Raw genomic sequence first — 23,331 nt, 5'->3', positions numbered from 1 at the left:
CGGTCTCAGTTATTCTCGGGGAACGGTGTGACGGCGATAACAGTGCCGTGCGCGCCGGACGCGAACCGAGGAGGCACCGATGACGCTGACCGAATCGAGCCGTGGCGGACCCATCACCGAGGAGTACCGAGAGGCGCTGGCAACCCTGTCACAGGGTTCTGTCGACCGTCATTTCGATCCCTACCTCGATATCGACTGGGATTCACCCGAGCTCGCCCTTGACCCGAACGACGTGCGGTGGGTCCTCTCGCCGGAGATCGACCCGCTCGGCGCTACGCAGTGGTACCGCGATCAACCGCTGGACCGGCGCATCGAGATCGGCAAATGGCGCACAGCCAATTCGATCAAGGTCGGCGCCGCCTTCGAGAGCATCCTGATCCGCGGCATGATGCAATACATCATGAAGCTGCCGAACGGGTCGCCCGAGTTCCGGTACTGCTTGCACGAGATGACCGAAGAGTGCAACCACATCCAGATGTTCCAGGAGCTGGTCAACCGCATCGACGTCGACGTGCCCGGCATGCGGCCGATGTTTCGCGCGTTGTCGCCGCTGATCGGTGTGGCGGGCGGCTACGCCCACACGATCCTGTTCATCGGCATCCTCGGCGGCGAGGAACCGATCGATCACTACCAGAAGGCCGTCATCCGCGCGGGCGCGACGATGCCGCCGATGGTGTTGCGCACCATGGAGATCCATATCGCCGAGGAAGCGCGTCACATCTCCTTCGCCGGTGACTTCCTCACCGCGCACATCGGGCGGATGGGCAAGTTCAATCGCGGCGTCTGCTCGGTGGCCTTCCCGATCGCGATGCGCTGGCTGGCCAACGAGATCATGGCGCCGCCGCGGTCGTTCGAGCGCGAGTTCGACATTCCGCGCGAGGTCATCGAGCAGGCGTTCTGGAAGTCGGAGAATTCCCAGCAGATCCTGTCGGGCTACTTCGGCGATATGCGCAAACTGGCCAATGACCTCGGTTTGATGAACCCGACCGCCAAGTGGCTGTGGCGCAAGTTCGGTATCGACGGTCCCGCATCGCGCTACCGCAGCGAGCCCGAACGCAGCGCGCGGCGCGTCGCCTGAGCGGATTGCGGCGGCGATTCAGTTGCCGGCGACAAGTTGGGTGATGATCTCGGTGAGTTGCTGATCGGGATCGAGGTTCAGGCCGTGGCGGCGGGCGACGCCGTCGACCACGTGCCAGGCGTAGGAGGCGACTTCCTCGATGAGCTGATCCCTGGTGAGCGCGGGCTCGGGGTCGTTGGCCCAGCGGGTGACGGTGGCCTCGGTCATCGACACGATGGCGAAGGTCATCGTGTCGGCCGAGGCTTCGTCGGTCACGCCGACCACCCCGGCCAGGCCGGTGACCAGAGCCCGGGTCGACCCCGCGATGGTGGCGATCAGCGCGCTCATCGCGTCGATATCGGGATCGGCCTCCGACGGCCCGGTCCGCAGGAACTCGTGTAATCGGGGGTGATCCTGGATCCAGGTGACGACGCCGCCGATCGTGCGCACCAGGATTTCGTGGATGGAGCCCTCGGCGATGTCGAGCGCGTCCTCGATGTCGGCGACGAAACGGTCGGCGATCTCGCTCCTGATCCGGCGATCCAGCTCGTCGCGACCGGCGAACTGCCGGTAGACCACCGATTTCGCGAGCCCCGCGTGCTCGGCGATCTGGATGATCGGCACCTCGACGCCGGCGGGCGCCTGTTCGATCAGCTCGACCGCGGCCAGCACGATCCGCTCCCGGCGGCTGTCGTTGTGCGGCTGCCATCGGGCTTGCCTGCCGCTCACGGCGCTGGAGGGGCGTGACGCTGTGCTCGACACCCGCCCGAGTGTAGAGCAAACGTTGACGCTTCAAACCCCTACCGGGGGACCGACACCGGATCGGTGCAACTGGCGAGTCCGTCGACGAGCGAGCACGCAGCGACGGGGCGGGTCGGCCGGTAGTCGGGGCCGACGCCACCCGTCGTGGTGATCGCCCGGTAGGCCGCGACCGCGTCGGTCGGTGTGCGGGTCAGCGTCGGGTCGGTGAGCACGTCGACGGTGTAAAGGCCGAAACGTGGTGTGTAGGAGCCCCATTCGTAGTTGTCGGTCAGGCTCCAGTAGTTGTAGCCCATCACCGGGATGCCGTCGGCGACGGCGCGCTGCAACCAGTAGACGGTGTCGCGGAGCGAATCCGCGCGGGTGTAGCCGTCGGCGCGCGGGCGGCCGTTCTCGGTGGGGATGCCGTTTTCGACGATGTAGAGCGGGCGGCCGGGGAACTTTCGCGCGTAGTGGTCGAGCGCGTAGTAGATGCCTTCGGGTTGCAGCGGAATCGTCCAGAGGCGGTCGGGATCGGGGACTTGCAGCTGTGCGGGGGAGAAGCCGTAGTAATAGTCGATGCCGATGTAGTCCAGGCGGGCGGAGATCCGGTCGAGCAGGGGTCCGCTGACCGCGTCGTCGACGCTGGGGATGTAGGCGACGTTGCCGGTCACCTGAGCGCCGGGGTGTACGGCGTGGATGTAGTCGTAGATGCTGTTGTGGGCCTGGGTGATTCGTTCACCCATCGTCAGTACGTCGGCCGCGCCGATGCCGCCGTGTCGCAGATCGTTGACCAGATAGAACGTGGGCTCGTTGAACGTCACCCACAACGGGTCGGTGCCGGCGTACCGGTCGACGACGCGGCGGGCGTTGGACAGCCAGTTCGCCACGATCTCCGGATCGCGCCAGCCGCCGCGGTCGGCTGCCCAGCCCGGGTACACCCAGTGGTCGAGGGTCAGCATCGGCCGCATTCCGGCCTCGGTGATGGCCGCGATGACATCGTCGTAGAACGCGAGCGCCGCGTCGTCCCAGATTCCGGGTTGCGGTTGAACCCGGGCCCACTCGATGCCGATGCGGTACACCCGCACACCGAGTTTCGCGGCAAGGGCGATGTCGGAGCGGTATCGAGCGCGGAAGTCCACCGAGTTCAGGTAGGGGTCGGCCGTGCTCCCCGATTCGACATAGCGGCGCCAATTGCTGTCCGGCGCATCACCTTCGGCCTGAAAGCCGGAAGCTGCCACGCCCCACAAGAATTCGGGTCCGAGAGGCGCCAGGTGGGCCGGTGCGGGTGGTCGGGCGAGAGCGGGGGAGGGGCTGGTTGTGAGCAGGGCCGAAGCGGCCACAGCGAACGTAGCGAGGATGCGTCGACCACTGGGGGAGGGCATGGCACTCCTGGCGGGCTAGGGGAGGGGAGTGAGATCAGTGTGCGACATCGAGGGGAACGGTGCGGGGAATTAAGGCGGAGCGGCGAGGCTGGAACTTGTCACAATAATTACATGTGGTTACGTAGATATGCGCATCTACATATGTGTAACCTCATCATGACCCCAAACATCGCTCAATTCACGACATGTTCGAAAGAAGAGGTGAACTCACCAGCACAGACAGGGTAGGGGCTTCCGTTAGACCGCGAGGTCTACGGCTACCGCACGACCGGTGTCGAACCAGTACTCGTGCAGCCGCCGGATCTTTGCCCGTGAGGGCATACCGCGCAGGTGAAGCGTGCATTCGCCGAAGTCGACCAGCACGACGGTGTCGCACAGCAGAGCGCGCGCGGTGGCGAGTTCGGCCGGGTCGGTGATCTCCCTGGCAATTCCGCTGTGGGTGCCGTCGGGCAGCTTCACGGTGACGTGCGGATCGGCGCGGACGTTGAGCAGCCAGGAATTGACCGCGCCGGGCTGCTCAACCGTCACGTGCGGCGGCATCAACTGGACCAGGTACGCGCGATCGCCGTCGCGCAGGATCCGGACGCACTTCGGGCGAGCAAGACCGGACTTGCGCCCCGTGGTGGTCAGAATCCCGTACCCACGCGGTGTGCGGAGGCGGAAGAACGGCAGCATGCCCGCGCTGAGCAGCTTGCCGTCGCGAGGGCCGCGAACGAGCCGCCCGTGTTTGCCGATTTCGGCCTGCGCCGCGGTGCGCCGGGCTTCGTTTCGGGCCTCGTCCATGCCCCTATGGTCCGCCTGCGGTGATCGGCCGTCCAGCGCACCGAGTGAGTTGGCTCTCAGCACACCGTCGTGAGTGGGCGAACCGGGTTCGCTCGAGCCAGGATTCGGGGATGGTTTGGAATCCCTTGCCGGGCTTTGCGCGCGTGTTCGCGTCGCAGCCCTGGGTGATGCGTGGCGCCGGCGTTGTTCTGCCGACCGAGCGGCTGTTGCGCAGGCTCAGCGGCGGTCGGTGGGGTGTGCTCGATCTGGCCGGGCTCCCGTCGATCGAGATCACGGTGGTCGGGCGCAAGTCGGGACAGCCGCGCACCACCTCGCTGCTGTGTGTGCCCGACGGCGACGGCTTCTATCTGGTGGGCTCGAACTGGGGCAAGCCGGAGCATCCGGCCTGGTCGGCGAACCTGCGCGCGGCCCGCACGGCATCGGCGCGCTTCGACGGCAGCTCCGCGTTCCCGGTGTCGGTCACCGAGATCGCCGGTGTCGAGCGTAAGCGGGTGTGGGACCAGGCCGTGGAATTCTGGCCGGGCTACGAGATGGAGTTCCAGCGCTCGGGAGGTCGCGAGTTCCGCATCTTCCGACTCGACCGGATCGTCTGATCAGAGGGCATTGTCGGTGGCTCGCGAGCTTCGATCGCGTTTGCGGCACTGACGGCCGATTGTCGCCGCACGGGCTGGTTCAGAGGCCGAGTTTGGTGACGGCGTTGTCTTCGAGCGGATTCGCGGTGCGGATGTAGCCGTGGACGGTGCGGGGGTTGGCCCAGCGGCCTTGGCGCATGATCTCGCGGTCGCTGGCGCCGCCGAGGGCGGCCTGGGTGGCGAAGCCCGCGCGCAGGGAATGCCCGGAGAACAGGTCGGGGTCGAGGCCCGCGCGAGCCGCGTAGCGCTTGACCAGTTCGGCCACGGCCCGGCCGGACAGCGCGGTGGCACCGATCGAGCCGTGCCGGTTGATGGTGGGGAACAGCGCGCGGTCGGTGTCGGTGCTGAGCCGGGTTCCGGTGAAGCCGTGGCAGCGGTGGATCGCGGGGTCGGCGGCGAGGTTGTTCGCCGTCCAGGATCGTGTGCCCTCGTCGCCGGTGTCGGCGTGGACTTCCAGCAGGCGGACCCAGTCGGCGAACGCGCAGATCGGGCAGGTGCGTGGGTGTTTGCCGCGGGGTAGGGCGATGCGCTGTTCGGCGACGCCGGTCGGGTCGGTCTTGGTTGTCGGCAGGTGCACGACGAGCAGCGGTTCGCCGGTGGTGTGGTCGGTGCGTACGTGTACGTCGCTGATGCGCAGGCCCGCGAGTTCGCTGCGCCGCAGTGCGCCGGCGAAGCCGACCAGCAACGCCAGACCGTCTCGGCGGCGCGCGGGCTCAGTGGGCCAGGCGGGTGCGGGGAGTTCGGCGAGAAGTTGGTCGAGGGTGTGCAGCAGGACCGGTCGTTTCCGGGTCGGCGGGGTGCGACGGGTGCGGCGGATGCCGCGCAGGGTGAGTCGCACGACGTCGGAGCGGGTCGGTGAGGGGAGTCCGTTGGCGGCGTGGACTGCGGCGATGGCGGCGGACTTGCGATCCAGGGTGGCCGGGCTGAACGCCCACGTGCCGTTTTCTCGTCGGGCGTCGGCGGAGGCGGCCAGGTAGACGGCTACGTCGAGTGGGTCGGCGGGCAGGGCCTGTCGGTGTTCGGCCGCGCACCAGCCTGCCCAGGCGATCCAGTCGGTCCGGTAGGCGCGCAGAGTGTTCGCCGATTGGGACGCTTCGAGGTAGCGGCGCAGTGCGCCTGCCTGGGTGTCGTCGAAGCGTTCGCGGACCAGGCGCAGGGCTGCGGTGTCGACGAGGACGCTGCGCACTCCTCGGCGCAGTTCGGTGCGGACCTGCTCGGGAAGCACCACCGATGCGTCGCTCAAGCTCGCCACTCCTCCGCGTGAATCGCCTCTGCCGCCGATGGTTGCCGGTGTCGCAGCTTATGTCATCGGCGTGCGGTCACTGCATCTCTTCGAGTTCGGCGAGCTGGGTGTGGATGTAGGCCGCGAGGCGGTGGCGGGCAGCGCCGGTGAGGAAGCTGGTATCGCCCAGGCGCGGGAAGTGGTCGTCGACCTCCCGGTCAGGCGCCGAGGCAGTCTCGGGAGCTTCGCTGACCAGTTCGAGACGGGCCGGATGCTGTTGGGGCAGAGGTACATTCGGTTCGTACGGCTCTGAGGTTACTGCTCCGGTACGCACCATGGTCGAATCCTAACGTTTTGATTACGGCGGCTGCCAACATGACGTGGCAAGTAGTGATTACCGCCACGTTTTGTTCCATATAGTTCATGACACCCGGTCGGAGCCCGCGCCGGCCGACATCATGGACCGATGCAGGTGGTCATCGCCGACACGGAAATCCGGTTCGTCGACTACCCTTTCGCGGGCGCGTCGGTGTATCCCGACGGCGTGATCGCGGTATTCGCGATCGGCGAAGCCGATCCGGGCGCGATACGCCCATATCTGCGCACCATCACCGGTGAGACGCTGTTCGTGCACGCTGAGCATCGTCGCGGGCTGGACGATTTCTGCCGACGCAACGCGATCGCGATCCATCGACGTCTCGATATCTGGGCTGATCTGCTCGAGCCGTTCCTCGACACCTGGTTCGATGCCGAGGACCAGCGGGCGACCGAAGCACGGTTGCACGGGGTGGGACTGGAGTCGAAGGAGATCGCCGAGATCCGTGGGCGCGTCGAACGGGCGATGATGTCCTACAACTTCGACAGCATGCTGTGGGAGTGGGTCTATCTGGGCCTGTACGACTTGCTGTCAGCGGCGAACGGCGTCCTCGTGCGGCCTGAATCGCAGGCGACGCTGGGAGATCCGGTAGAGCTGTACCACTGGGCGATGAGCATCGCCGGGCGAGCCGGATCCACCTGAACGGCAAGACCTTTCGGCTCATGAGGCGCGTGCTTGCGGATCGGGGCGCGCAGTTGCCGCGACATATCCGGCCACCGGACTCAACCGCAACACCGCGGGCATGCGGCGGGTCAGCGCGGGCGGGCCGGTGAAGGTGATCCGCCCGATGCGTTGCGCGTGGGTGAGCGGCATGCGCCCCAACCACACTTCGTAGAGCCCAGCGACATCCGCGCTGATCGTGACGTCGACGGGATAGCCCGGATCGGTCTCACACACCGAGGGCACCGCGCCTTCGACCACGATCCAGAAGCGACGAACGTCGTCGGTGAACCGGACGTGCAGCACCTGCCGTCGGCCCGGCAGTATGGAGGTGTCGACGCGTGTGTGCATCCACCACACGAGCAGGGCGGCGTCGAGTTCTTCCTCCTGTGGCGCGCCGAAGGTCCAGCGTGCGCCCCATTCGCCGAGGCCGAACAGAATGGGCTCGAGCTGGCTGCCTGCTTCGGTGAGCAGGTGTTCGGTGCCGAGTTTCTCGATGAGTCCGGCCCGTTCGAACTGGCGCAGGCGTTTGGCGAGCAGGCTGCGCGACAGACCCGGCAGGCCGCGGGCGAGGTCGTTGAAGCGGGTGGTGCCGAGGAACAGGTCGCGCAGGATGAGCAACGACCAGCGTTCGCCGAGCACGTCGAGAGCACGCGAGATCGGACAGTACTGGCCATAGCCTGCGGTCGTGATTGTCATGGGCACCTCAGCGGTCGGCAATTGCTCCTCCGTCGCACCGACGGGGTCCACTTTCTGGACCGGGAGAGTCCACTTTCTGGACTATCTGGTTATCGCGGCGCTTTCTAACTTCGAAACATGACTTCCACAATTTCTGACACCACGTCCAGCACCGACCGGGTATCGGTGGCCCGCGAGATCGGTGAAACCTTGCGTCTCGAGGTCCCTGAGCGGGACCGCACCGGCGAAATCTCTGTCGCCGCGTTCGATCGATTGCGAGCGAGCGGACTCTCCGCGGCGCTCGTGCCGGTCGAGTTCGGCGGTGGGGGTGCCTCTCATCGGGAGATGGGGGAGATCCTGCGCGAACTCGGCAGGCACGATCCGTCGACGGCGGTCGCGTTCGCGATGCACTCACACCTGGTGGCCGCGCAGGTGTGGCGGCACAACCATGGGGTGGACGCTTCGGCGGTGTTCGCGAAGGTGGCCGGCGGTGCGATTCTGGTCAGTACCGGCGCCTCGGATTGGGTCGATTCCAACGGGCAGGCGGTGCGCGTCGAGGGTGGGTATCGGGTGAGTGCGCGTAAGGCGCCCGCGAGTGGGTGTGAGGTGGGCGATGTGCTCGTCACCAGTGTCCGCTGCGACGGTGAGGTGCTGCATTTCGCGATCCCGTTGGCCGCCGCGGGCGTGAGCATCGACAAGACCTGGGATTCGTTCGGTTTGCGGGCGAGTGGGTCGCACACGGTCGTGCTCGACGAGGTGTTCGTGCCCGATGCCGCGATCTCGATGACTCGCCCGGCGGGTCCGTGGCCGCCGGTGCTGAATGTGGTGATCGGTGCGGCGCTTCCGCTGGTGCTGGCCGCCTATCTCGGTGTCGCGGACGCTGCTGTCGAGCTCACCGCGCGTCTGCTGGAAGGCCGTTCCGACGCCCACACGGTCCAGTCGGCAGGTGAGATGCTCAACGCCTACACCACCGCCGAGGACCTCGTCACCGCCATGTTCACCGCCTCGGAGAACCTGAGCTTCCCCAACACCGATGCCTACGCCGCGCGCACCCTCAGCCGCAAGACCGTCGCGGCCGACGCGCTCATCACCACCGTCCGCCTGGCGATCGAAACCACCGGCGGCGCAGGCTATTCCCGCGCCTGCGACCTCGAACGCCTCTACCGTGACATCCACGGCTGCCAATTCCACCCACTGCCTCGCGCGAAGCAGACTCGCTTCAGCGGCCGAGTTCTGCTGGGGCACAGTCCACTCGACTGAGCGCAAGGGGTCATCCACACCGGATGACCCCTTGTCTACTGGTACAGGTGTGCGGTGACGGTCGGGTCGTTGGCCAAGACGAAGTCGACGACGTCCCAGAACTCCGGGAGGCGGGGGTGGACCAAGCCGTCCGCGCGCGAGAGCACCGCGCCGTGGACGTCGTCGGCGGATCCGTCCAAGCAAGCCTGGACCAGGGTCGCCGCCGGGTACGGGTTGCTCTGGACCGGGCCGACGCGACAACCGAAAGTCACATGATCGTCTGCGGATTCGGTATCCCAGGTTCCGAGGATGACGTCGATCCAGGTGTCATGGGCCTGGTCGGTGTGGTGGTAGCTGTTGGCGAAGTACGCCGCGTAGGCGATTCCGTCGCGGGTGACCATGTTCCAGGTGCGCTCGATCGGCTCTTCGCAGCAGGGACATTCGTACCGGGCGAACTGTCGCTCATCCAGATCCGCTGCGAGCTCGGTCGGATTCATGTCAGACCGCAGATCATCACGACCGGACGCCACACCAGCATCCGAACCTCGAGCGTGCCGGCGAATTCCGTCGCCCTGACCCTCAATCGATCTTGATTCACCGCCACATGATCCGCTACAGCGGTGAAAATCTCCTACTCGAGCGAACTTCCACGTGGTTCAATCACCGGGTGATGATGTTCGCGCAACAGTGGTGGCCGCTGACCTAGCGGCTGACCGAGTTGTGCGCGGCCGCCCCGAGGGTGGCCAGATCTGTCGTGACGACATCTGTTCCGGCCCCACAGGCGGCCCTGGAACGGAAGGACGACCATGATCGACAACGACGCGTCTACGGGGATCGGAGGGTTCGGCGAGATCCTCGTCAGCTCGCGCTCCCTGCACGAGTACCGGGCGATGTTCGCGCTCACCGACGACGGTCTCGGGCGCCGAATTCTGGACTGCCCGGGTGGGGCGGCCGGCTTCGCCGCCGAGGTCAGTCGACGCGGCGGTGATGTCACCGCCTGCGACGTAGCCTATTTCGACGATGGTCTCGACCGAGTGGCCGCCACCGCGGTCGCCGAAGCCGACTGCGGCAACAGATACGTCCGCGAGCACGCCGACGCCTACCGCTGGACCTTCTTCGCCGACCCCGACGAACACCACCGCGCCCGCCGCGAGTCGGCGCAACACTTCGCCACCCACACCCGCACCTCCCCCCACCACTACATCCCAGGCCGCCTGCCCACACTCCCGTTCACCGACAACACCTTCGACCTGGCCCTGAGCTCCCATCTGCTCTTCAGCTACGCCGACGACCTCGACTACACCTTCCATCACCAATCCATCATGGAACTCGCACGCGTCGCCACCACCGAGATCCGGCTGTTTCCCCTGACTCCCATCGGTTCGTCGGAGCGCTACCCGCAGCTCGAGAAGTTGCTCGCCGATCTGGCCGAATCAGGTATCAGCAGCCGAATCGCGAAGGTCGACTACGAATTTCAGGCGGGCGCCAACGAGATGCTGGTCTGCCAGGTGTTGAGGTAGTCGGCGGGCTCGTGTCATCGCTGTGCTGTGACGGCTTGCAGGACGGTGCCGAACAGGTCTGCGGGCACGACACCGGGTTCGGTGAATTCCTCTATCGAGAGCCCGCTGTTGAGTGCCAGCACCAGGACCGCGGTCGTGGCGGGGTCGATCTCGGTTCCGAGATCCAAGCGCTCGACCGCCGCCGCGATCGCGGCGCGGACGATACGACGGTGCTGTACGAATCTCTCGCGGACGGACTCGTCTCGGAGCGCGCGCAGCCAGTATTCGGTGAACAGCAGCTGCCAGTCTCGGTTGTCGAGCATGCCCTGCATCAGCAGATCGCCGATCGCTGTGATCGTGGGGCGAGTGGCTGCGGCGTCGGCCAGCGCGGTGACCGCCTCGATCCGTCGACTGATCTGCTGATCGAGCAGCGCGAAGAACAAGTCGTCTTTGGAACCGAAGTTGGAGTAGACGGCGCCCTTGGTGAATCCGGCGACGTCGGCGATCGCGTCGATCGTGGTGCCGACGAACCCTTTGCCTGCGAACTCGGACAGGGCCGCGGCCAGGACTCTTTCCCGTACTTCGGCGCGAGGAGTGCGGATTCGGGGGTTGACTGTGGTCACCATGCTGACGATACTCGCCAGTATCGAAATTTCAATACTCGCCAGTATCGAGGGGTTCTGATGTCGCACTATTCGCTCGTCATCCGCAACGGCACCGTGTTCGACGGTGCGGGGTCGGCACCCGTTCGCACTGATATCGGCGTGCGTGAAGGCAAGGTCGTCGCGCTCGGGACCATCGAGTCGGCGACTGCCGAGCGCGAGATCGACGCCACCGGCAAATGGGTGATCCCCGGCATGCTCGATGTACACACCCACTACGACGCCGAGGTCCTGGGATCGCCGGGCCTGGGTGAGAGCGTGCGGCACGGAGTCACCTCGGTCGTGCTCGGCAATTGCTCGCTCTCGACTGTCTACGCCGACGCCGACGACTGCGCCGACCTGTTCGCCCGCGTCGAGGCATTGCCCTGGGACGCAGTGCATTCCGCGGTCAAGGAGCACAAGACCTGGACCGATCCCCAGTCCTACGTCGATGCCATCAACGCACTACCGCTCGGTTGCAATATCGCCGGATTTCTCGGGCACTCCGACATCCGTGCCGCGGTCATGGGATTGGATCGCGCGACCTCGCCGGGTGTCGTCCCCACCGACGCCGAGCTGGCGCGGATGAAAGCCATGCTGACCGCCGCCCTCGATGCCGGATTCGTCGGTCTTTCCACGATCCGCAGCTCGTTCTCCAAGCTGGAGGGGACCCGCTGGCCGGCACGGTTGCTGCCCTCGACCTATGCCAGTTGGCGCGAATTCGGTGCGCTCAACGCGCTGCTGCGCGCGCGTGGCCGGATCCATCAGAGCACACCCAATCTCGCCAAACGCTCGGAGATGGCGCGCTACTTCGCCCAGAGCATGGGCCGAAAGCGCAAGCCGCTCAAGACCACCATCATCAGTGCCGCCGACGTCAAGGCCGACCGCACCGTGGTACGCATGGCGATCGCCGCGGCGAAGATCGTCAACACACTCGGCGGTGACGGGTTCCGCTGGCAGCACCTACCGGTCCCGTTCGAGGTCTATGCCGACGGTATCGACGTGGTCGTATTCGAGGAATTCGGTTCCGGTGCGGCGGCGTTGAACATTCGTGAGGACATCGCCCGCGGCGAACTGCTGGACGATGAAACCTTCCGAGAGCGCTTCCGTGAGGAGATGACGGCGAGCGGCTTCAAGGTATGGCATCGCGACCTGCACGACGCCGAGATCGTGGCCTGCCCGGACGCCTCGGTGGTGGGAAAGTCGTTCGGTTCGGTCGCGGTCGAGCGGGGCGTCTCCCCGGTCGACGCGCTGCTGGATCTGGCGGTGGCCTACGGTACGGACTTGCGCTGGCGCACCACCATCGCCAATGACCGCGACGATGTGCTCGATCGACTCCAGCAATCGGCCCAAGTGCAGGTCGGGTTCGCTGATTCCGGTGCCCACCTGCGCAATATGGCCTTCTACAACTTCGGGGTCCGGATGCTCGAGCGGGTACACACCCGCAAATTCATGCCCCTCGAGGCCGCGGTGCATCGCCTCACCGGTGAGTTGGCCGATTGGTACGGGCTCGACGCCGGACACCTGGCCCTCGGGTCGCGCGCCGATATCGCGATCATCGACCCTGCCGGCTTCGACGGTTCCAGTGCCGCCTACGCCGAATCGCCCATGCCCGGCCTCGATGGGGTCGACCGCATGGTCAACCGCAACGACCGCGCCGTCGCGGCCACGATCGTGGCCGGGCACGTGCTCTACGAATACGGTGTTTTCGCTGAAGGATTCGGCACCAGGGTGCACGCCGGGCAGTTCCTGCAAGCCAGGTAATCGCTCAGCGCGGCCTGCTCGGCTGTCCGCACCGAACGAGGCGCAACCAGTGCTGTTGCTCGACCGACACTGCGCGTGTGTCCATCATTGGTGTGCCGTGGTCATTCAGTGCGGCGGCTGGTCCGAGTTCCCGGTTTGTTGATCGTGGTGGTCCAGCAGCTTCGAGAGCAGCTCGGTCAGTTGGTCTCGCTCGCCGGGGGAGAGCGGGTCGAGGAGTTCTTCTTGGCTGTGGGCGAGTTGTTTTTCCAGGCGGCGGAGTTGGCGTTTGCCCGGGGTGGTGAGCGTGATGACGTTGCGACGGCGGTCGGTGGGGTCGGGGGTGCGGTCGACGAGGTCGAGTTCGGCGAGTTCGTTGATGGTGGCGACCATGTCGCTGACGTGGATGCCGCTGCGGCGACCGAGGGTGGCTTGGCTGGCTGGACCGAATTCGTCGAGGGTGGCCAGGATCCGGTAGTGGTAGCCGCGGGCGTCGGCGGCCGCGAAACCATCGCTGACCAGGCGGTGGGCGTGGTTCGCTGTTTGGGTGAGTAGCCAGGTGGGCAGGGTTTTCCACCTGGCTGGGGTCGGCTCGGGTGGGTGTTCCATGTGACAACTCTAACAAATCGTTTGTGTGACCAACGATCGCGATATCGTTGGTCACACAAACATTAGTCACCCGAACGTTGGGTAGACGAAGGAGTTGAGACCATGATCGAGCCGTTCCGCGTCGACATCCCCCAGGCTGATATCGACGACCTCAACGACCGCCTCGCCCGCACTCGCTGGCCCAACGAGCTCGCCGATGCCGGCTGGGACTACGGCTTCCCGCTGGCGCGGCTGAAGGAACTCGCCGAATACTGGCGCACCGGCTACGACTGGCGAGCGCACGAGGCGAGACTCAACGAACTCGCGCACTTCACCACCGAAATCGACGGCCAGAACATCCATTTCGTCCATGTCCGCTCGCCGAAGCCGGACGCGCTCGCCCTGATCCTTACCCACGGCTGGCCCGGCTCGTTCCTGGAATTCCTCGACGTGATCGAACCACTGTCGCGCGACTTCCACCTGGTGATCCCGTCCATTCCGGGCTACGGCTTCTCCGGGCCGACCCACGAGCGCGGCTGGGACATCGCCCGGGTGGCGCGCGCGTGGGCCGAGTTGATGCGGCGGCTCGGCTACGAGCGTTACGGCGCGCAGGGTGGCGACTTCGGCTCGGGTATCTCCCAGTCGCTCGCAGCGGTGGCGCCGGACACCGTTGTCGGCGTCCATGTGAACTACCTGCCGACGCGGCCGAACCCGGATGTCGAACTCTCCGACGCCGACGAAGCGCGACTTGGCAAGATCAAACAGCTGATGGCGAATCGACCGCCCTACCAGGCGCTCCAGGCCGCCACCCCGCAGACCATCGGCTACGCGCTCACCGACTCGCCCGTCGGCCAACTCGCCTGGATCGCCGAACGTTTCGCGCAATGGACAGATCCACGCTCACCGATCAGCGACGACCGGATGCTCACCGACATCTCCCTGTACTGGCTCACCGCCACCGCGGCATCCTCGGCACGGCTACACCGCGAATCGGCGAGGGGGAGCGCGCCGTGCCCGGTGCCTCTGGGCGTCGCCGTCTTCGCCCATGACATCACCCAGTCGGTGCGCCCGCTGGCCGAGCGGCTCTACGACATCAGGCACTGGTCGGAATTCGACCGAGGCGGTCACTTCGCCGCGATGGAGGTTCCCGACCTGCTCGCCGCCGATATCCGAGAGTTCTTCCTGAACAGCATCAAGGAGGGCTGACCTCGCTCAGCGGCTGTCGCGCGGTGTGGGCCGCCAGAACACACCGAGCAGCAGCGTCGCAGAGACGACGCCGAGCACGACCGAGATCATCAGCGGCGCTGTGCCGTCCATCGCGATGCCGACCAGATGATCAACCGACCCGCCGTGCCGGTCAGCTTGCCGTCACCCCAGGCGTGATTGATGCCGTGAGCGAGGACGACGGTGCCGAGGGTGAGCCGGAGAACGAGGGCCGCGGCGTCGACGGAATTCATGCCGCCTGCTTCTTCGCGACACCCACCACGGGTTTCCGCGTAGCCGGCTGCCACCCGGGCGGCGCGAAGACGTAGCCGAGCCGGTCACGCCACCGGCTCGCACGGCGAACGTCGCGGACGATGTTGGCGTACTCGTGGTACTGCAGGCGCAGCACGTTGTAGGTGCCGACCGGGGTGGTGAGACCGTAGGTGGGAGTGTGCAGTTCCGCCTGGAAGGTGCCGAACATGCGGTCCCAGATGATCAGGATGCCGCCGTAGTTGCGGTCCAGGTATTCGGGGTCGCTGCCGTGATGGACGCGATGGTGGGACGGGGTGTTGAACACGAATTCGAGCGGGCGCCACATCTTGTCGATCGTCTCGGTGTGGGTGAAGAACTGGTATATCAGGTTGAAGGCGAAGGCCACATAGATCGTCCACGGTGCGAAGCCCAGCAGGGGTAGCGGCGCCCAGAAGATCGCCTCCGACCAGGGGTTCCACTTCTGTCGCAGGGCGGTGCCGAGGTTGAAGTACTCACTCGAGTGATGTGCCTGATGTGCGGCCCAGCCGATGCGGACACGGTGAGAGAACCGGTGATTGCAGTACCAGGCGATATCGACGACCACCAGCAACAGCGGCCAGTACCACCAGGAGCCGGTGGGCAACTTCCACGGCGCCAGCTCGGCGTAGAGGATCACGAACACGAACAGCGTCGCGAGCTTGAACAGTGCCATCGCGCCCATCGCACCGAAACCCATCGTGATGCTGGTGCGCGAGTCGATGGGCGAGTAGGCCCGCGGTGTGTCCTCGGGGTTCGCGTGGCGCAGACTCAGCGCTTCGATGGCGATGAAGACGAGAAAGAACGGAACTGCGTAGATCAAAGGGTTGTTGATGTGGTCCCAGAACACGGACAGCAAGCCGACTCCTCTTATTGACGTATGAGTAATTTACAAAATAGTAAATTCACTGTCAATGGTCGTCCAACGGCCGTCTCGCCGCCGCTGCTAGGAGCTGGACCTCGACCGACTCCCCGACGCGAAGACGTTGATGCACGCCCTCGCCGGGCAACCTCGATCTGCCTGTCGGGCGGCGAAGATCGGGCGGAAACCTGACACAAGATGTCAAGGTTGTGGTCGAGGATGGGAATCGTCCGTTGCCGCACCATCCACAGATAAGGGACCGCCTTGCGTGAAACTCCAGAAGATCTCGCAGCGCTTCAGGCGCTTCTCGACGCCTCGCTCACCAGCGCCACATCACACTTGCGATCGATCATCGACGCCGAGAACACGCTGACCGCAGCGGAACTCACCCAGACCCTCACCGGCATGTGCACCCTCGCGCTGTCCACCGTGACGGCGAAGGGTGAACCTCGGATCAGCGCGGTAGACGGACATTTCCTGCACGGACAGTGGCACTTCGGCACGGCGCGCACTGCCGCGAAGGCGCGCCACCTCGCGGCCAGGCCCGCTGCCAGCGTCGCGCACTTGCGCGGTGAGAACTTGGGCGTGTTCACCCACGGCACGGTCGAGATCCTCAACCCGCTGGGCGGCGAGCCCGGCGCGGGCTGGCCGGAGCTGCTGGCGTACTTCCAGGACTTCTACGGCGGCGACGCCTTCGACTGGGACAACGAGGTGGTCTACTACCGCCTGCGTCCACACTGGATGACGGTCTACGCGCCCTATGTCGCGAGGCTCGCTCCCTGATCATCTGTGCACAGGCGAAAACTCGCGCTTGCGCTATACGTATACATCTACTTATAGTGAGAGCACGCAATGTACGTATACATCTACGTACAACCTTCGTAGCCTAGGAGTGCAGATGCCTACTTTCCAGACGCCGCAGCCGGTCGCCGTCGCCGTCGATGTGCCCTGTGGTGACGTCACCGTGGTTGCCTCCGATCGCGCCGACACCGTGGTCGAGGTCCGCCCGGTCGATACCGCCAGCAAGGCTGATGTCCGCGCCGCCGAACAGCTTCGGGTCGAGTTCGCCGACGGCACGCTCACGGTCGAGGCTCCGAAGAAATGGAAGTCCTTCACCCCGTTCGGTGGCAACCCGTCGGTCTCGGTGACCGTCGAGGTGCCGATCGGCTCCGCTCTCGACGCGACCCTCGCGATGGGTCGACTGGTGAGCGTCGGCGAATTCGACCGGTGCGATCTCGAAGTGTCCGCCGGTGACATCGTGGTCGAACGCCCGAGCGGTTCGGTCAGCGCGAAGACCGCCAAGGGCAACATCCGCGTCGACGAGGCCGCGCGAGGGGTGCTGCGACTGGAGACATCGATGGGCGATCTCGAGGTCGGCATCCGGCCGGGTAGCGCGGCGCGGCTGGAGGTCAACGCCCTGCACGGCAGTGTGCAGAACCGGATGGAACCCGTCGATCAGTCGACGGGGAACGGAGAGGCCGTCCAGGTCTTCGCGCGCAACCTGTACGGCAACGTCACCGTCGGCCACGGAACCCTCGTATAGACCGGTGGCTCGAAGCTGGTGCGCCCGTAGCCGTTCGCGCGCCACCTCGCCGTCCTCGCAGTGACCGCGTCCCCGATCGGTGGGAGGGGTCATCGGGTGAATGCGCCCGCGTCTGCTGCGAGGGCGGCGCTGGTCGCCGCGAGGTCGGGCAGATGAGGACCGGGTGGGGTGCGTAACAGGACCAGGTGGTGGTAGATCGGTGCGGTCGCGGCGATCAGGAGGGCTCGTGCGTCGACCTCGGAGGGCAGCTCGCCGCGACCGATCGCGCGCTCGACGATGATCTCGGACTGGGTGTAGCGGTCATCCCAGAGGCGACGCAGTGCTCGGGCGGCTTCCTCGGATCGGAACGAGGCGGCGATCAGCGCCATCGCGAGCGAGGGCTCCTCGGTGAACGAATCCTGGATCTCGTGGTTGAGTGCGGCGAGGTCACCGCGTAGGGAGCCGGTGTCGCGGGGGTGCCATTGCCGGCCGCCCGCCGCGTCGAAGAGGTCGGCGAGCAGGCCGCCGACGTCGTGCCAGCGGCGATACACCGTGGCGCGGTGGACGTTCGCGCGGGCCGCGACCGCGTCCATGCTGAGCGCGTCGTAGCCGTGTTCGGCCAGCTCGGCGATGACGGCGTCGAGCACTTGGGTTCGGATGCGGGCGGTTCGGCCACCGGGACGCGAGCGTGCCGGGGAAGGGGGTTCGGAAGCATCCGATGCGGATCTCATTGTCGGCAATCCGATCGCTTGACGGGACAGTACTACCGTCGTAGCTTAGTGCGACAGTTGTCGTATTAGGAAGCCGTAGGTGTTCGGCCTCCACCGGATAGCCCACGCGCCGAAGGAGTTCCGCTGTGCAGCACGATCACTCGCCTGTTCCCGCCGACCCGACCGTGCTGCACCCTATGCCCGAGCAGCCCCGAGTTGTGCTGTTGAAGCCGCTGATCACCTCACCGCTCATCGAAGTCGGCGAGTACTCCTACTACGACGATCCCGACGACCCGACCACCTTCGAAACCCGCAACGTCCTCTACCACTACGGCCCGGAGAAACTGATCATCGGGAAGTTCTGCGCCCTGGGCACCGGAACGCGGTTCATCATGAACGGGGCCAACCACCGCATGGACGGCCCGTCGACCTTCCCGTTTCCCACCATGGGCGGTTCCTGGTCGGACCACTTCGACCTGCTCACCGGCCTGCCGGGGAGAGGCGACACCGTCGTGGGCAACGACGTCTGGTTCGGCAACGGCGCGACGGTGATGCCCGGCGTGCGGATCGGCCACGGCGCCATCATCAGTACCGGGTCCGTCGTCACCGGCGACGTCCCCGACTACGGCATCGTCGGCGGAAATCCCGCCCGCCTCATCCGCACCCGCTTCGGCGACCGCGACATCGCCCGCCTGCTGGCAGTCGCGTGGTGGGACTGGCCCGCCGAGCACATCACCGCACACGTGCCGACGATCATGTCCGGCAGCATCGACGACCTCGAAGCCGCCGCCGAATCCTCGAAGTGAGCGAAATGCCTTCTCGTCCAGCCCATATCGCGATGATCGGCATCCCCATCGTCAGCCATGTCCTGCCGAGCCTGGAAGTGATCCGTGAGCTGGTGGCTCGTGGCCACCGCGTCACCTACGCCAACGACCCGGCCGTCGCGGACCTGATCACCGAAGCCGGCGCCGAGCTGATCGCGTGCACCTCGATGCTGCCGGTGGCCGACAACACCTGGCCCGAAGACCCTGTCGCGGTCATGAACCTGTTCCTCGACAATGCCCAGCTCGCGCTGCCTCAGCTACGCGCGGCCTACGACCACGACCCCGCGGACCTCTATCTCTACGACATCGGCGCCTACGCCGGCCGCGCCCTCGCCGAAACCCAACACCGCCGCATGATCCAGCTCTCGCCCACTTTCGTGGCGTGGAAGGGCTACGAACACGAAGTCGCGGCACCGTTGCGGCAGCTGCCGGGCGCCGACGACTACCAGGCGATATTCGCACGCTGGCTCGCCGACTGCGGTGCCGCGACCACCGATGTCGACGACTTCTCCGGCGTTCCCGACCAGGCGCTGGCGCTGATTCCCCGAGCGATGCAACCGCACGCCGACCGAGTCGATTCCGGCACAGTGACTTTCGTCGGCCCCTGCTTCGACACACGCCCGTCAGCGGGCTGGGACCGCCCCGCCCACGCCGAGAAGGTCCTGCTGATCTCCCTGGGCTCGGCATACACCCGCCGACCCGAGTTCTACCGCCAGTGCCTCCAAGCCTTCGGCGAGCTCCCCGGCTGGCACGTCGTTCTGCAGATCGGCAAACACACCGACCCGAGCGAGCTCGGCGACATCGCCGCCAATGTCGAAGTGCACTCCTGGGTTCCCCAGCGGGCGATCCTGGAACGCGCGGACGCCTTCGTCACCCACGCCGGCATGGGCGGCTGCGGCGAGGGACTGCTGGCGGGTGTCCCGATGATCGCCGTGCCCCAGGGCGCCGAGCAGTTCATGAACGCGGACCGGCTCGTGGAACTGGGGGTTGCGCGCCGCATCGACACCACGGACGCCACCGCCGCGAACCTCCGCCAGGCTCTGCACGACATGGTCACAGATCCGGACGTCGCTCGCCGCTGCGCTCGGCTGCGCGCCGACGCACACGCCGAAGGCGGGACGATGCGCGCGACCGACCTCATCGAAAAGCTGCTGGGCTGAATCAGGTCCAGACGTAGCGTTGCGGATCCATGCGTCGCCATGCTCGGTTCATCGTGGTGTAGGCGGCCCGGCGGTAGTGCGTCCATGTGTACCCGCCGGCGCGCAGCGCGCGATGGTGACCGACCCACACCAGGAGCATCACTGCGAGGAACAGGACACGGTGGACGAGCATGGTGCAGCGGTAGCGGGTGCGGGAGCGGTTGTGCAGCAGCACCGCGAGTCGCTCACATTGCAACCGCACATGGGGCACCTCGTCGGCGAGGATCTGGGCGCAAACCGCACGCAGGACCGGTGAACCGGTAGCCCGACGGATCGCGTTGTAATAGACCATCGCCAGAACTTCGACCATGACCACGGGGGTGGTCCAGACCTCGATGTCGGTGATGCTGTACCGAAGTCTGCGAAAGAGTGTGTCGCCCCAATCAGCGTGTCGCCGTGGGATGCCCGCATCGTCCAAGATCCGGCCCAGCAGCGCGCCGTGGCGTTGCTCCTCACGGATGAACAGGTCGATGACCTCGCGATACGCGGGATCGTCGGTGGCAGTGGCAAATCGGTCAGCGGACGCCGCCAGATGCTGTCCATCCGATGTTTCGCCGAGCTGCCAGGCCTGCAGCGACCGGCGAAGGGGTGCCATCTCGGCGGGAGATGCCCCGACCCCGTTCGATTGCCACGGAATCTCACGCTGCTGGAGCGCATTCTGCTGGAAGTAGGCGAGCCATTCCTCGGTGGAACGCACTCTTCGCCCACCTGCCCCGTGACCGATCGCTGATGTCGCGCTTTTCGACTCCCGCACAGCTTCCCCCTCTGCTCGCCTCCAGTCGTACCCGAAGCGGGAGTCGGCCGCCAGCGGACCCTGTACGAGACCGACGCCGAGTCACCAGCAGGACAGCGTCCCGGTGACTCGGCGTCGGTGTTCGTCTGGCTACTTCCAGGACGGCAAGCAGCCGGCCGCACGCAGGCGGGAGGCGAAGCCGGTGTCGACGCTGCTGCTCGATCCGGTGGCCGAGCCCGTCGTAGCTCCGGTGAACGCGGCGGCGAGTTCGCCACCGAGCCCGGCACCGATGGAGCACCCGAGCAGATTGAGGTCGATGGTGATGATCTCGTTGGGCTCCGCGGGGTTGTCGACGGCATTGGCCGGCCCGGCGAGGCAGGCGATGGTGGCGGCGACGGCTACCGCGACGGCACCGGCTGTGACAGAACGCATTTTTCTCCTGGCAGTTGATTCGGCGAGATTCCGGTGCCGATCAGTCGGCGGACGGCCGTCGGCACCGCGGCAGCGCGGTCCATCCGTTGAGGGCGGGGCGCCTGCCTTGAACGAACTACCCAGGACTCCCACTGTCGAAAACCTCGATCGTCGAGATGCGCAGTGAGACATCCCTCGCGTTGTGCGCAGCGGTATTTCGTGGCCGACATGCGCCTGTGCCCCGTGGCGTCGGCGCTGTGAACTGGGATGATTCTCTGTCGACGGCACAACCTGGACGCGAATTCCTCAGTGCGGGTGAACCGTTGGCCATATCTGGCGGACAGGGGCGCGCGCAGCGAGAGCGAGAGCCCACGGCAGCTCGGTACGGTCGGATTCATGGAGTGGAGCTTTCAATCGGCCGAACAACTCGTCTCCGCGCTGCGGGCGGGTGCGGTGTCATCGGTAGAATTGACCGAGGAGGCAATCGGCCGTATCGAGCGTGACGACACGGCGATCAATGCGATCTGTGTGCGTGATTTCGACCGTGCGAGGCAGGCCGCACACCGTGCCGACCAGGCACGCGCCCGCGGTGCCGACAGCGCACTGCTCGGAATTCCGGTGACGGTCAAAGAGTCCTACAACATCGCCGGGCTTCCCACGACCTGGGGCATGCCGCAATTCGCGAACTACTCTCCGCCCGCGGACGCGGTGCAGGTGTCGCGGCTCGCCGCTGCGGGCGCGGTGGTGCTCGGCAAGACCAATGTGCCGCTGGGACTGCAGGACGTGCAGAGCTTCAACGAGATCTACGGCACCACCAACAACCCGTGGGATCACGCTCGCACCCCCGGTGGATCCTCCGGCGGGTCCGCGGCGGCATTGGCGTCCGGATTCGGTGCGCTGTCCATCGGGTCCGACATCGGCGGTTCTCTGCGCACCCCCGCGCATTTCTGCGGCGTCTACGCACACAAGCCGACACTCGGGCTGGCCGCGAGCCGCGGCATGGTCGCACCGCCCGCGACGGCATTGCCGACCGATCTCGACCTCGCGGTCGTCGGTCCGATGGCGCGTACGGCTCGCGACCTCACCCTGCTCCTCGACGTCATGGCGGGACCGGACCCGCTGACGAACGGTGTGGCATACGACCTGGCACTACCGCCTTCGCGCCATGAGCGACTCGCCGACTTCCGTGTCCTGATCCTCGACGAGCATCCGCTCATCCCGACCGGATCCGCGGTGCGCGCAGGTGTGAACCGGGTGGCCGACGCGCTGGTCGACAGTGGCGCCCGCGTGGCACGACACAGTTCCCTGCTGCCGGATCTCGCCGAAGCCGCGACGGTCTACATGCAGTTGCTGTTCGCCGGCGCGGGCGCACATTTTCCCGTCGACGCCTACGAGCAACTACGGACCCGAGTCGCACAGCTGAGCGTCGACGATCGCAGTCTCGTCGCGGTGCGCCAACGCGCGCTGGTGTTCAGCCACCGCGACTGGCTCGAAGCGAACAACAGTCGCGAACTCCACCGCGCCGGCTGGCGGCGACTGTTCACCGAATTCGATGCCGTCGTGTGCCCGATCACGCCCACGCCCGCGTTCGCCCACGATCACGACCCCGACCTGCTGGGCCGCCGGCTCGATATCGACGGTGTGGATTACCCGTATCTCGACCAGCTTGTCTGGGCCGGTGTTGCCACGATGCCCGGCTTGCCCGCCACCGCCATCCCGGCGGGACGCTCACCCGAGGGCCTACCGGTCGGGGTGCAGCTGATCGGCCCGCAGTTCGAGGACCGCACCCCACTGCGGCTTGCCGAACTGCTCGAACAGAAGATCGGCGGCTTCCAGGCGCCGCAGTAGAGCCGTGGCGGCTGTCTCCTCAGTACCTATAGACGACAGATTCCGGATCGCTGTCGGCCACCTAACTTGGTGACGACAACGCGATTTCGAGCATCGAGCCGCAACGGAGCCGAGGAGAATCATGACCGCCTACGCCATCGCCAGATTGCAGGACGCCCCGCTGCACGCGGACATCGCCGACTACATCGAGCGCATTCCCGCCACCTTCGAGCCGTACGGAGGCCGCTTTCTCGTGCACGTGACACCACACGAAGTGAAGGAAGGCAGCTGGAGCGGGGGCATCGTGATGATCGGCTTCCCGGGGATCGACCAGGCACGCGCCTGGTGGGACTCACCGGCGTACCAGGAGATCGCGCCGTTGCGCTCGCGGCACATCCAGGGCGACATCATCCTGGTCGGCGGGGTCGCCGAGGACTACGACCCCGCCACCACCGCCGAGGCCATGCGTGCCGCGCTGAGCGGCTGAGGTCCGAGCAGTCCCGGTGTGATCACC

At 66.2% G+C, this 23,331-nt stretch carries 27 protein-coding genes; 13 read left to right on the top strand and 14 right to left on the bottom strand.

Annotated elements, in window-relative coordinates:
* Positions 1 to 79: 79 nt before the first annotated feature.
* Positions 80 to 1,078 (top strand): diiron oxygenase, encoded by a 999-nt coding sequence (locus tag ACFVVI_RS10805; protein ID WP_387445078.1) that lies wholly within the window; start codon positions 80 to 82, stop codon positions 1,076 to 1,078.
* Between the two features lie 18 nt (positions 1,079 to 1,096).
* Here the strand turns inward: ACFVVI_RS10805 and ACFVVI_RS10800 are convergent, their stop codons facing one another.
* From ACFVVI_RS10800 to ACFVVI_RS10790, 3 genes are all read right to left on the bottom strand, one after another.
* The gene (locus tag ACFVVI_RS10800; RefSeq protein WP_378652493.1) at positions 1,097 to 1,819 is read right to left on the bottom strand and encodes a TetR/AcrR family transcriptional regulator; all 723 of its coding nucleotides are present in this window, start codon (positions 1,817 to 1,819) and stop codon (positions 1,097 to 1,099) included.
* A 38-nt stretch (positions 1,820 to 1,857) separates the two neighbouring features.
* Complete coding sequence (locus tag ACFVVI_RS10795; RefSeq protein WP_387445077.1) at positions 1,858 to 3,180, bottom strand: family 1 glycosylhydrolase; 1,323 nt, start codon at positions 3,178 to 3,180, stop codon at positions 1,858 to 1,860.
* A gap of 237 nt (positions 3,181 to 3,417) precedes the next feature.
* Positions 3,418 to 3,963, bottom strand: coding sequence for a nitroreductase/quinone reductase family protein (locus tag ACFVVI_RS10790; protein ID WP_387445076.1), 546 nt, complete (start codon positions 3,961 to 3,963; stop codon positions 3,418 to 3,420).
* A 110-nt stretch (positions 3,964 to 4,073) separates the two neighbouring features.
* Here ACFVVI_RS10790 and ACFVVI_RS10785 point away from each other — a divergent pair, with 110 nt between their 5' ends.
* Complete coding sequence (locus ACFVVI_RS10785; protein ID WP_378991654.1) at positions 4,074 to 4,556, top strand: nitroreductase family deazaflavin-dependent oxidoreductase; 483 nt, start codon at positions 4,074 to 4,076, stop codon at positions 4,554 to 4,556.
* A gap of 79 nt (positions 4,557 to 4,635) precedes the next feature.
* Here ACFVVI_RS10785 and ACFVVI_RS10780 read toward each other — a convergent pair whose 3' ends face one another.
* Together ACFVVI_RS10780 and ACFVVI_RS10775 are read right to left on the bottom strand one after the other, a co-directional pair.
* On the bottom strand, positions 4,636 to 5,838 hold the full coding sequence (locus tag ACFVVI_RS10780; protein WP_387445075.1) for a site-specific integrase: 1,203 nt from the start codon (positions 5,836 to 5,838) through the stop codon (positions 4,636 to 4,638).
* A 76-nt stretch (positions 5,839 to 5,914) separates the two neighbouring features.
* A complete protein-coding gene (locus ACFVVI_RS10775) occupies positions 5,915 to 6,154 on the bottom strand; it encodes a hypothetical protein (protein WP_378991658.1) in 240 nt (79 codons plus the stop codon).
* Positions 6,155 to 6,283: 129 nt separating this feature from the next.
* Between ACFVVI_RS10775 and ACFVVI_RS10770 the strand changes: the two genes are divergently transcribed.
* Positions 6,284 to 6,835 (top strand): hypothetical protein, encoded by a 552-nt coding sequence (locus ACFVVI_RS10770; protein ID WP_387445074.1) that lies wholly within the window; start codon positions 6,284 to 6,286, stop codon positions 6,833 to 6,835.
* Between the two features lie 18 nt (positions 6,836 to 6,853).
* Here the strand turns inward: ACFVVI_RS10770 and ACFVVI_RS10765 are convergent, their stop codons facing one another.
* A complete protein-coding gene (locus ACFVVI_RS10765) occupies positions 6,854 to 7,552 on the bottom strand; it encodes a winged helix-turn-helix transcriptional regulator (RefSeq protein WP_378991660.1) in 699 nt (232 codons plus the stop codon).
* A 117-nt stretch (positions 7,553 to 7,669) separates the two neighbouring features.
* Between ACFVVI_RS10765 and ACFVVI_RS10760 the strand changes: the two genes are divergently transcribed.
* A complete protein-coding gene (locus tag ACFVVI_RS10760) occupies positions 7,670 to 8,791 on the top strand; it encodes an acyl-CoA dehydrogenase family protein (protein WP_378991662.1) in 1,122 nt (373 codons plus the stop codon).
* Between the two features lie 35 nt (positions 8,792 to 8,826).
* Here the strand turns inward: ACFVVI_RS10760 and ACFVVI_RS10755 are convergent, their stop codons facing one another.
* On the bottom strand, positions 8,827 to 9,267 hold the full coding sequence (locus ACFVVI_RS10755) for a hypothetical protein (protein ID WP_387445073.1): 441 nt from the start codon (positions 9,265 to 9,267) through the stop codon (positions 8,827 to 8,829).
* A gap of 309 nt (positions 9,268 to 9,576) precedes the next feature.
* On the opposite strand from ACFVVI_RS10755, the gene ACFVVI_RS10750 reads away from it, so the two are divergent.
* A complete protein-coding gene (locus ACFVVI_RS10750) occupies positions 9,577 to 10,290 on the top strand; it encodes a hypothetical protein (protein WP_387445072.1) in 714 nt (237 codons plus the stop codon).
* A 14-nt stretch (positions 10,291 to 10,304) separates the two neighbouring features.
* On the opposite strand, the gene ACFVVI_RS10745 is transcribed toward ACFVVI_RS10750, so the two are convergent.
* Positions 10,305 to 10,892, bottom strand: a complete 588-nt coding sequence (locus tag ACFVVI_RS10745) for a TetR/AcrR family transcriptional regulator (protein WP_378991665.1) — start codon at positions 10,890 to 10,892, stop codon at positions 10,305 to 10,307.
* A 60-nt stretch (positions 10,893 to 10,952) separates the two neighbouring features.
* Between ACFVVI_RS10745 and ACFVVI_RS10740 the strand changes: the two genes are divergently transcribed.
* Entirely contained in the window at positions 10,953 to 12,674 is a 1,722-nt protein-coding gene (locus ACFVVI_RS10740) for an amidohydrolase family protein (protein ID WP_387445071.1), read from the top strand.
* Positions 12,675 to 12,779: 105 nt separating this feature from the next.
* On the opposite strand, the gene ACFVVI_RS10735 is transcribed toward ACFVVI_RS10740, so the two are convergent.
* Entirely contained in the window at positions 12,780 to 13,259 is a 480-nt protein-coding gene (locus tag ACFVVI_RS10735) for a MarR family winged helix-turn-helix transcriptional regulator (protein ID WP_387445070.1), read from the bottom strand.
* A gap of 102 nt (positions 13,260 to 13,361) precedes the next feature.
* On the opposite strand from ACFVVI_RS10735, the gene ACFVVI_RS10730 reads away from it, so the two are divergent.
* Positions 13,362 to 14,444, top strand: coding sequence for an epoxide hydrolase family protein (locus ACFVVI_RS10730; RefSeq protein ID WP_387445068.1), 1,083 nt, complete (start codon positions 13,362 to 13,364; stop codon positions 14,442 to 14,444).
* An 89-nt stretch (positions 14,445 to 14,533) separates the two neighbouring features.
* On the opposite strand, the gene ACFVVI_RS10725 is transcribed toward ACFVVI_RS10730, so the two are convergent.
* Together ACFVVI_RS10725 and ACFVVI_RS10720 are read right to left on the bottom strand one after the other, a co-directional pair.
* Positions 14,534 to 14,695 carry a hypothetical protein gene (locus ACFVVI_RS10725; RefSeq protein WP_387445067.1) on the bottom strand — a complete coding sequence of 54 codons (162 nt, stop codon included), beginning with the start codon at positions 14,693 to 14,695 and terminating at the stop codon, positions 14,534 to 14,536.
* The gene (locus tag ACFVVI_RS10720; RefSeq protein ID WP_387445065.1) at positions 14,692 to 15,588 is read right to left on the bottom strand and encodes a sterol desaturase family protein; all 897 of its coding nucleotides are present in this window, start codon (positions 15,586 to 15,588) and stop codon (positions 14,692 to 14,694) included. Before ACFVVI_RS10720 ends, ACFVVI_RS10725 begins: the two co-directional genes overlap by 4 nt.
* A 267-nt stretch (positions 15,589 to 15,855) precedes the next feature.
* Between ACFVVI_RS10720 and ACFVVI_RS10715 the strand changes: the two genes are divergently transcribed.
* Together ACFVVI_RS10715 and ACFVVI_RS10710 are read left to right on the top strand one after the other, a co-directional pair.
* Positions 15,856 to 16,374, top strand: a complete 519-nt coding sequence (locus ACFVVI_RS10715) for a pyridoxamine 5'-phosphate oxidase family protein (RefSeq protein WP_387445063.1) — start codon at positions 15,856 to 15,858, stop codon at positions 16,372 to 16,374.
* 115 nt (positions 16,375 to 16,489) lie between these two features.
* A complete protein-coding gene (locus ACFVVI_RS10710; RefSeq protein WP_378991672.1) occupies positions 16,490 to 17,134 on the top strand; it encodes a hypothetical protein in 645 nt (214 codons plus the stop codon).
* Positions 17,135 to 17,223: 89 nt separating this feature from the next.
* Here ACFVVI_RS10710 and ACFVVI_RS10705 read toward each other — a convergent pair whose 3' ends face one another.
* Positions 17,224 to 17,760 (bottom strand): TetR/AcrR family transcriptional regulator, encoded by a 537-nt coding sequence (locus tag ACFVVI_RS10705; protein ID WP_387445062.1) that lies wholly within the window; start codon positions 17,758 to 17,760, stop codon positions 17,224 to 17,226.
* 260 nt (positions 17,761 to 18,020) lie between these two features.
* Between ACFVVI_RS10705 and ACFVVI_RS10700 the strand changes: the two genes are divergently transcribed.
* Both ACFVVI_RS10700 and ACFVVI_RS10695 read left to right on the top strand, forming a co-directional pair.
* Positions 18,021 to 18,629, top strand: coding sequence for a CatB-related O-acetyltransferase (locus ACFVVI_RS10700; RefSeq protein WP_387445383.1), 609 nt, complete (start codon positions 18,021 to 18,023; stop codon positions 18,627 to 18,629).
* 5 nt (positions 18,630 to 18,634) lie between these two features.
* Positions 18,635 to 19,807, top strand: a complete 1,173-nt coding sequence (locus ACFVVI_RS10695; protein WP_387445061.1) for a macrolide family glycosyltransferase — start codon at positions 18,635 to 18,637, stop codon at positions 19,805 to 19,807.
* Position 19,808: 1 nt separating this feature from the next.
* On the opposite strand, the gene ACFVVI_RS10690 is transcribed toward ACFVVI_RS10695, so the two are convergent.
* Positions 19,809 to 20,543 (bottom strand): ferritin-like domain-containing protein, encoded by a 735-nt coding sequence (locus tag ACFVVI_RS10690; protein ID WP_387445060.1) that lies wholly within the window; start codon positions 20,541 to 20,543, stop codon positions 19,809 to 19,811.
* Between the two features lie 186 nt (positions 20,544 to 20,729).
* On the bottom strand, positions 20,730 to 21,011 hold the full coding sequence (locus tag ACFVVI_RS10685; RefSeq protein ID WP_378991678.1) for a hypothetical protein: 282 nt from the start codon (positions 21,009 to 21,011) through the stop codon (positions 20,730 to 20,732).
* A 375-nt stretch (positions 21,012 to 21,386) separates the two neighbouring features.
* Between ACFVVI_RS10685 and ACFVVI_RS10680 the strand changes: the two genes are divergently transcribed.
* Together ACFVVI_RS10680 and ACFVVI_RS10675 are read left to right on the top strand one after the other, a co-directional pair.
* Positions 21,387 to 22,838, top strand: a complete 1,452-nt coding sequence (locus tag ACFVVI_RS10680) for an amidase (RefSeq protein WP_387445059.1) — start codon at positions 21,387 to 21,389, stop codon at positions 22,836 to 22,838.
* Between the two features lie 121 nt (positions 22,839 to 22,959).
* On the top strand, positions 22,960 to 23,304 hold the full coding sequence (locus tag ACFVVI_RS10675) for a DUF1330 domain-containing protein (RefSeq protein ID WP_387445057.1): 345 nt from the start codon (positions 22,960 to 22,962) through the stop codon (positions 23,302 to 23,304).
* Positions 23,305 to 23,331: the final 27 nt, after the last annotated feature.

The organism is Nocardia sp. NPDC058114 (assembly GCF_042884695.1).
In the GTDB taxonomy this organism is placed as follows: domain Bacteria; phylum Actinomycetota; class Actinomycetes; order Mycobacteriales; family Mycobacteriaceae; genus Nocardia.
Note: the sequence above shows the minus strand (reverse complement) of the source record. Positions and strands in the feature narration are given on the sequence as shown.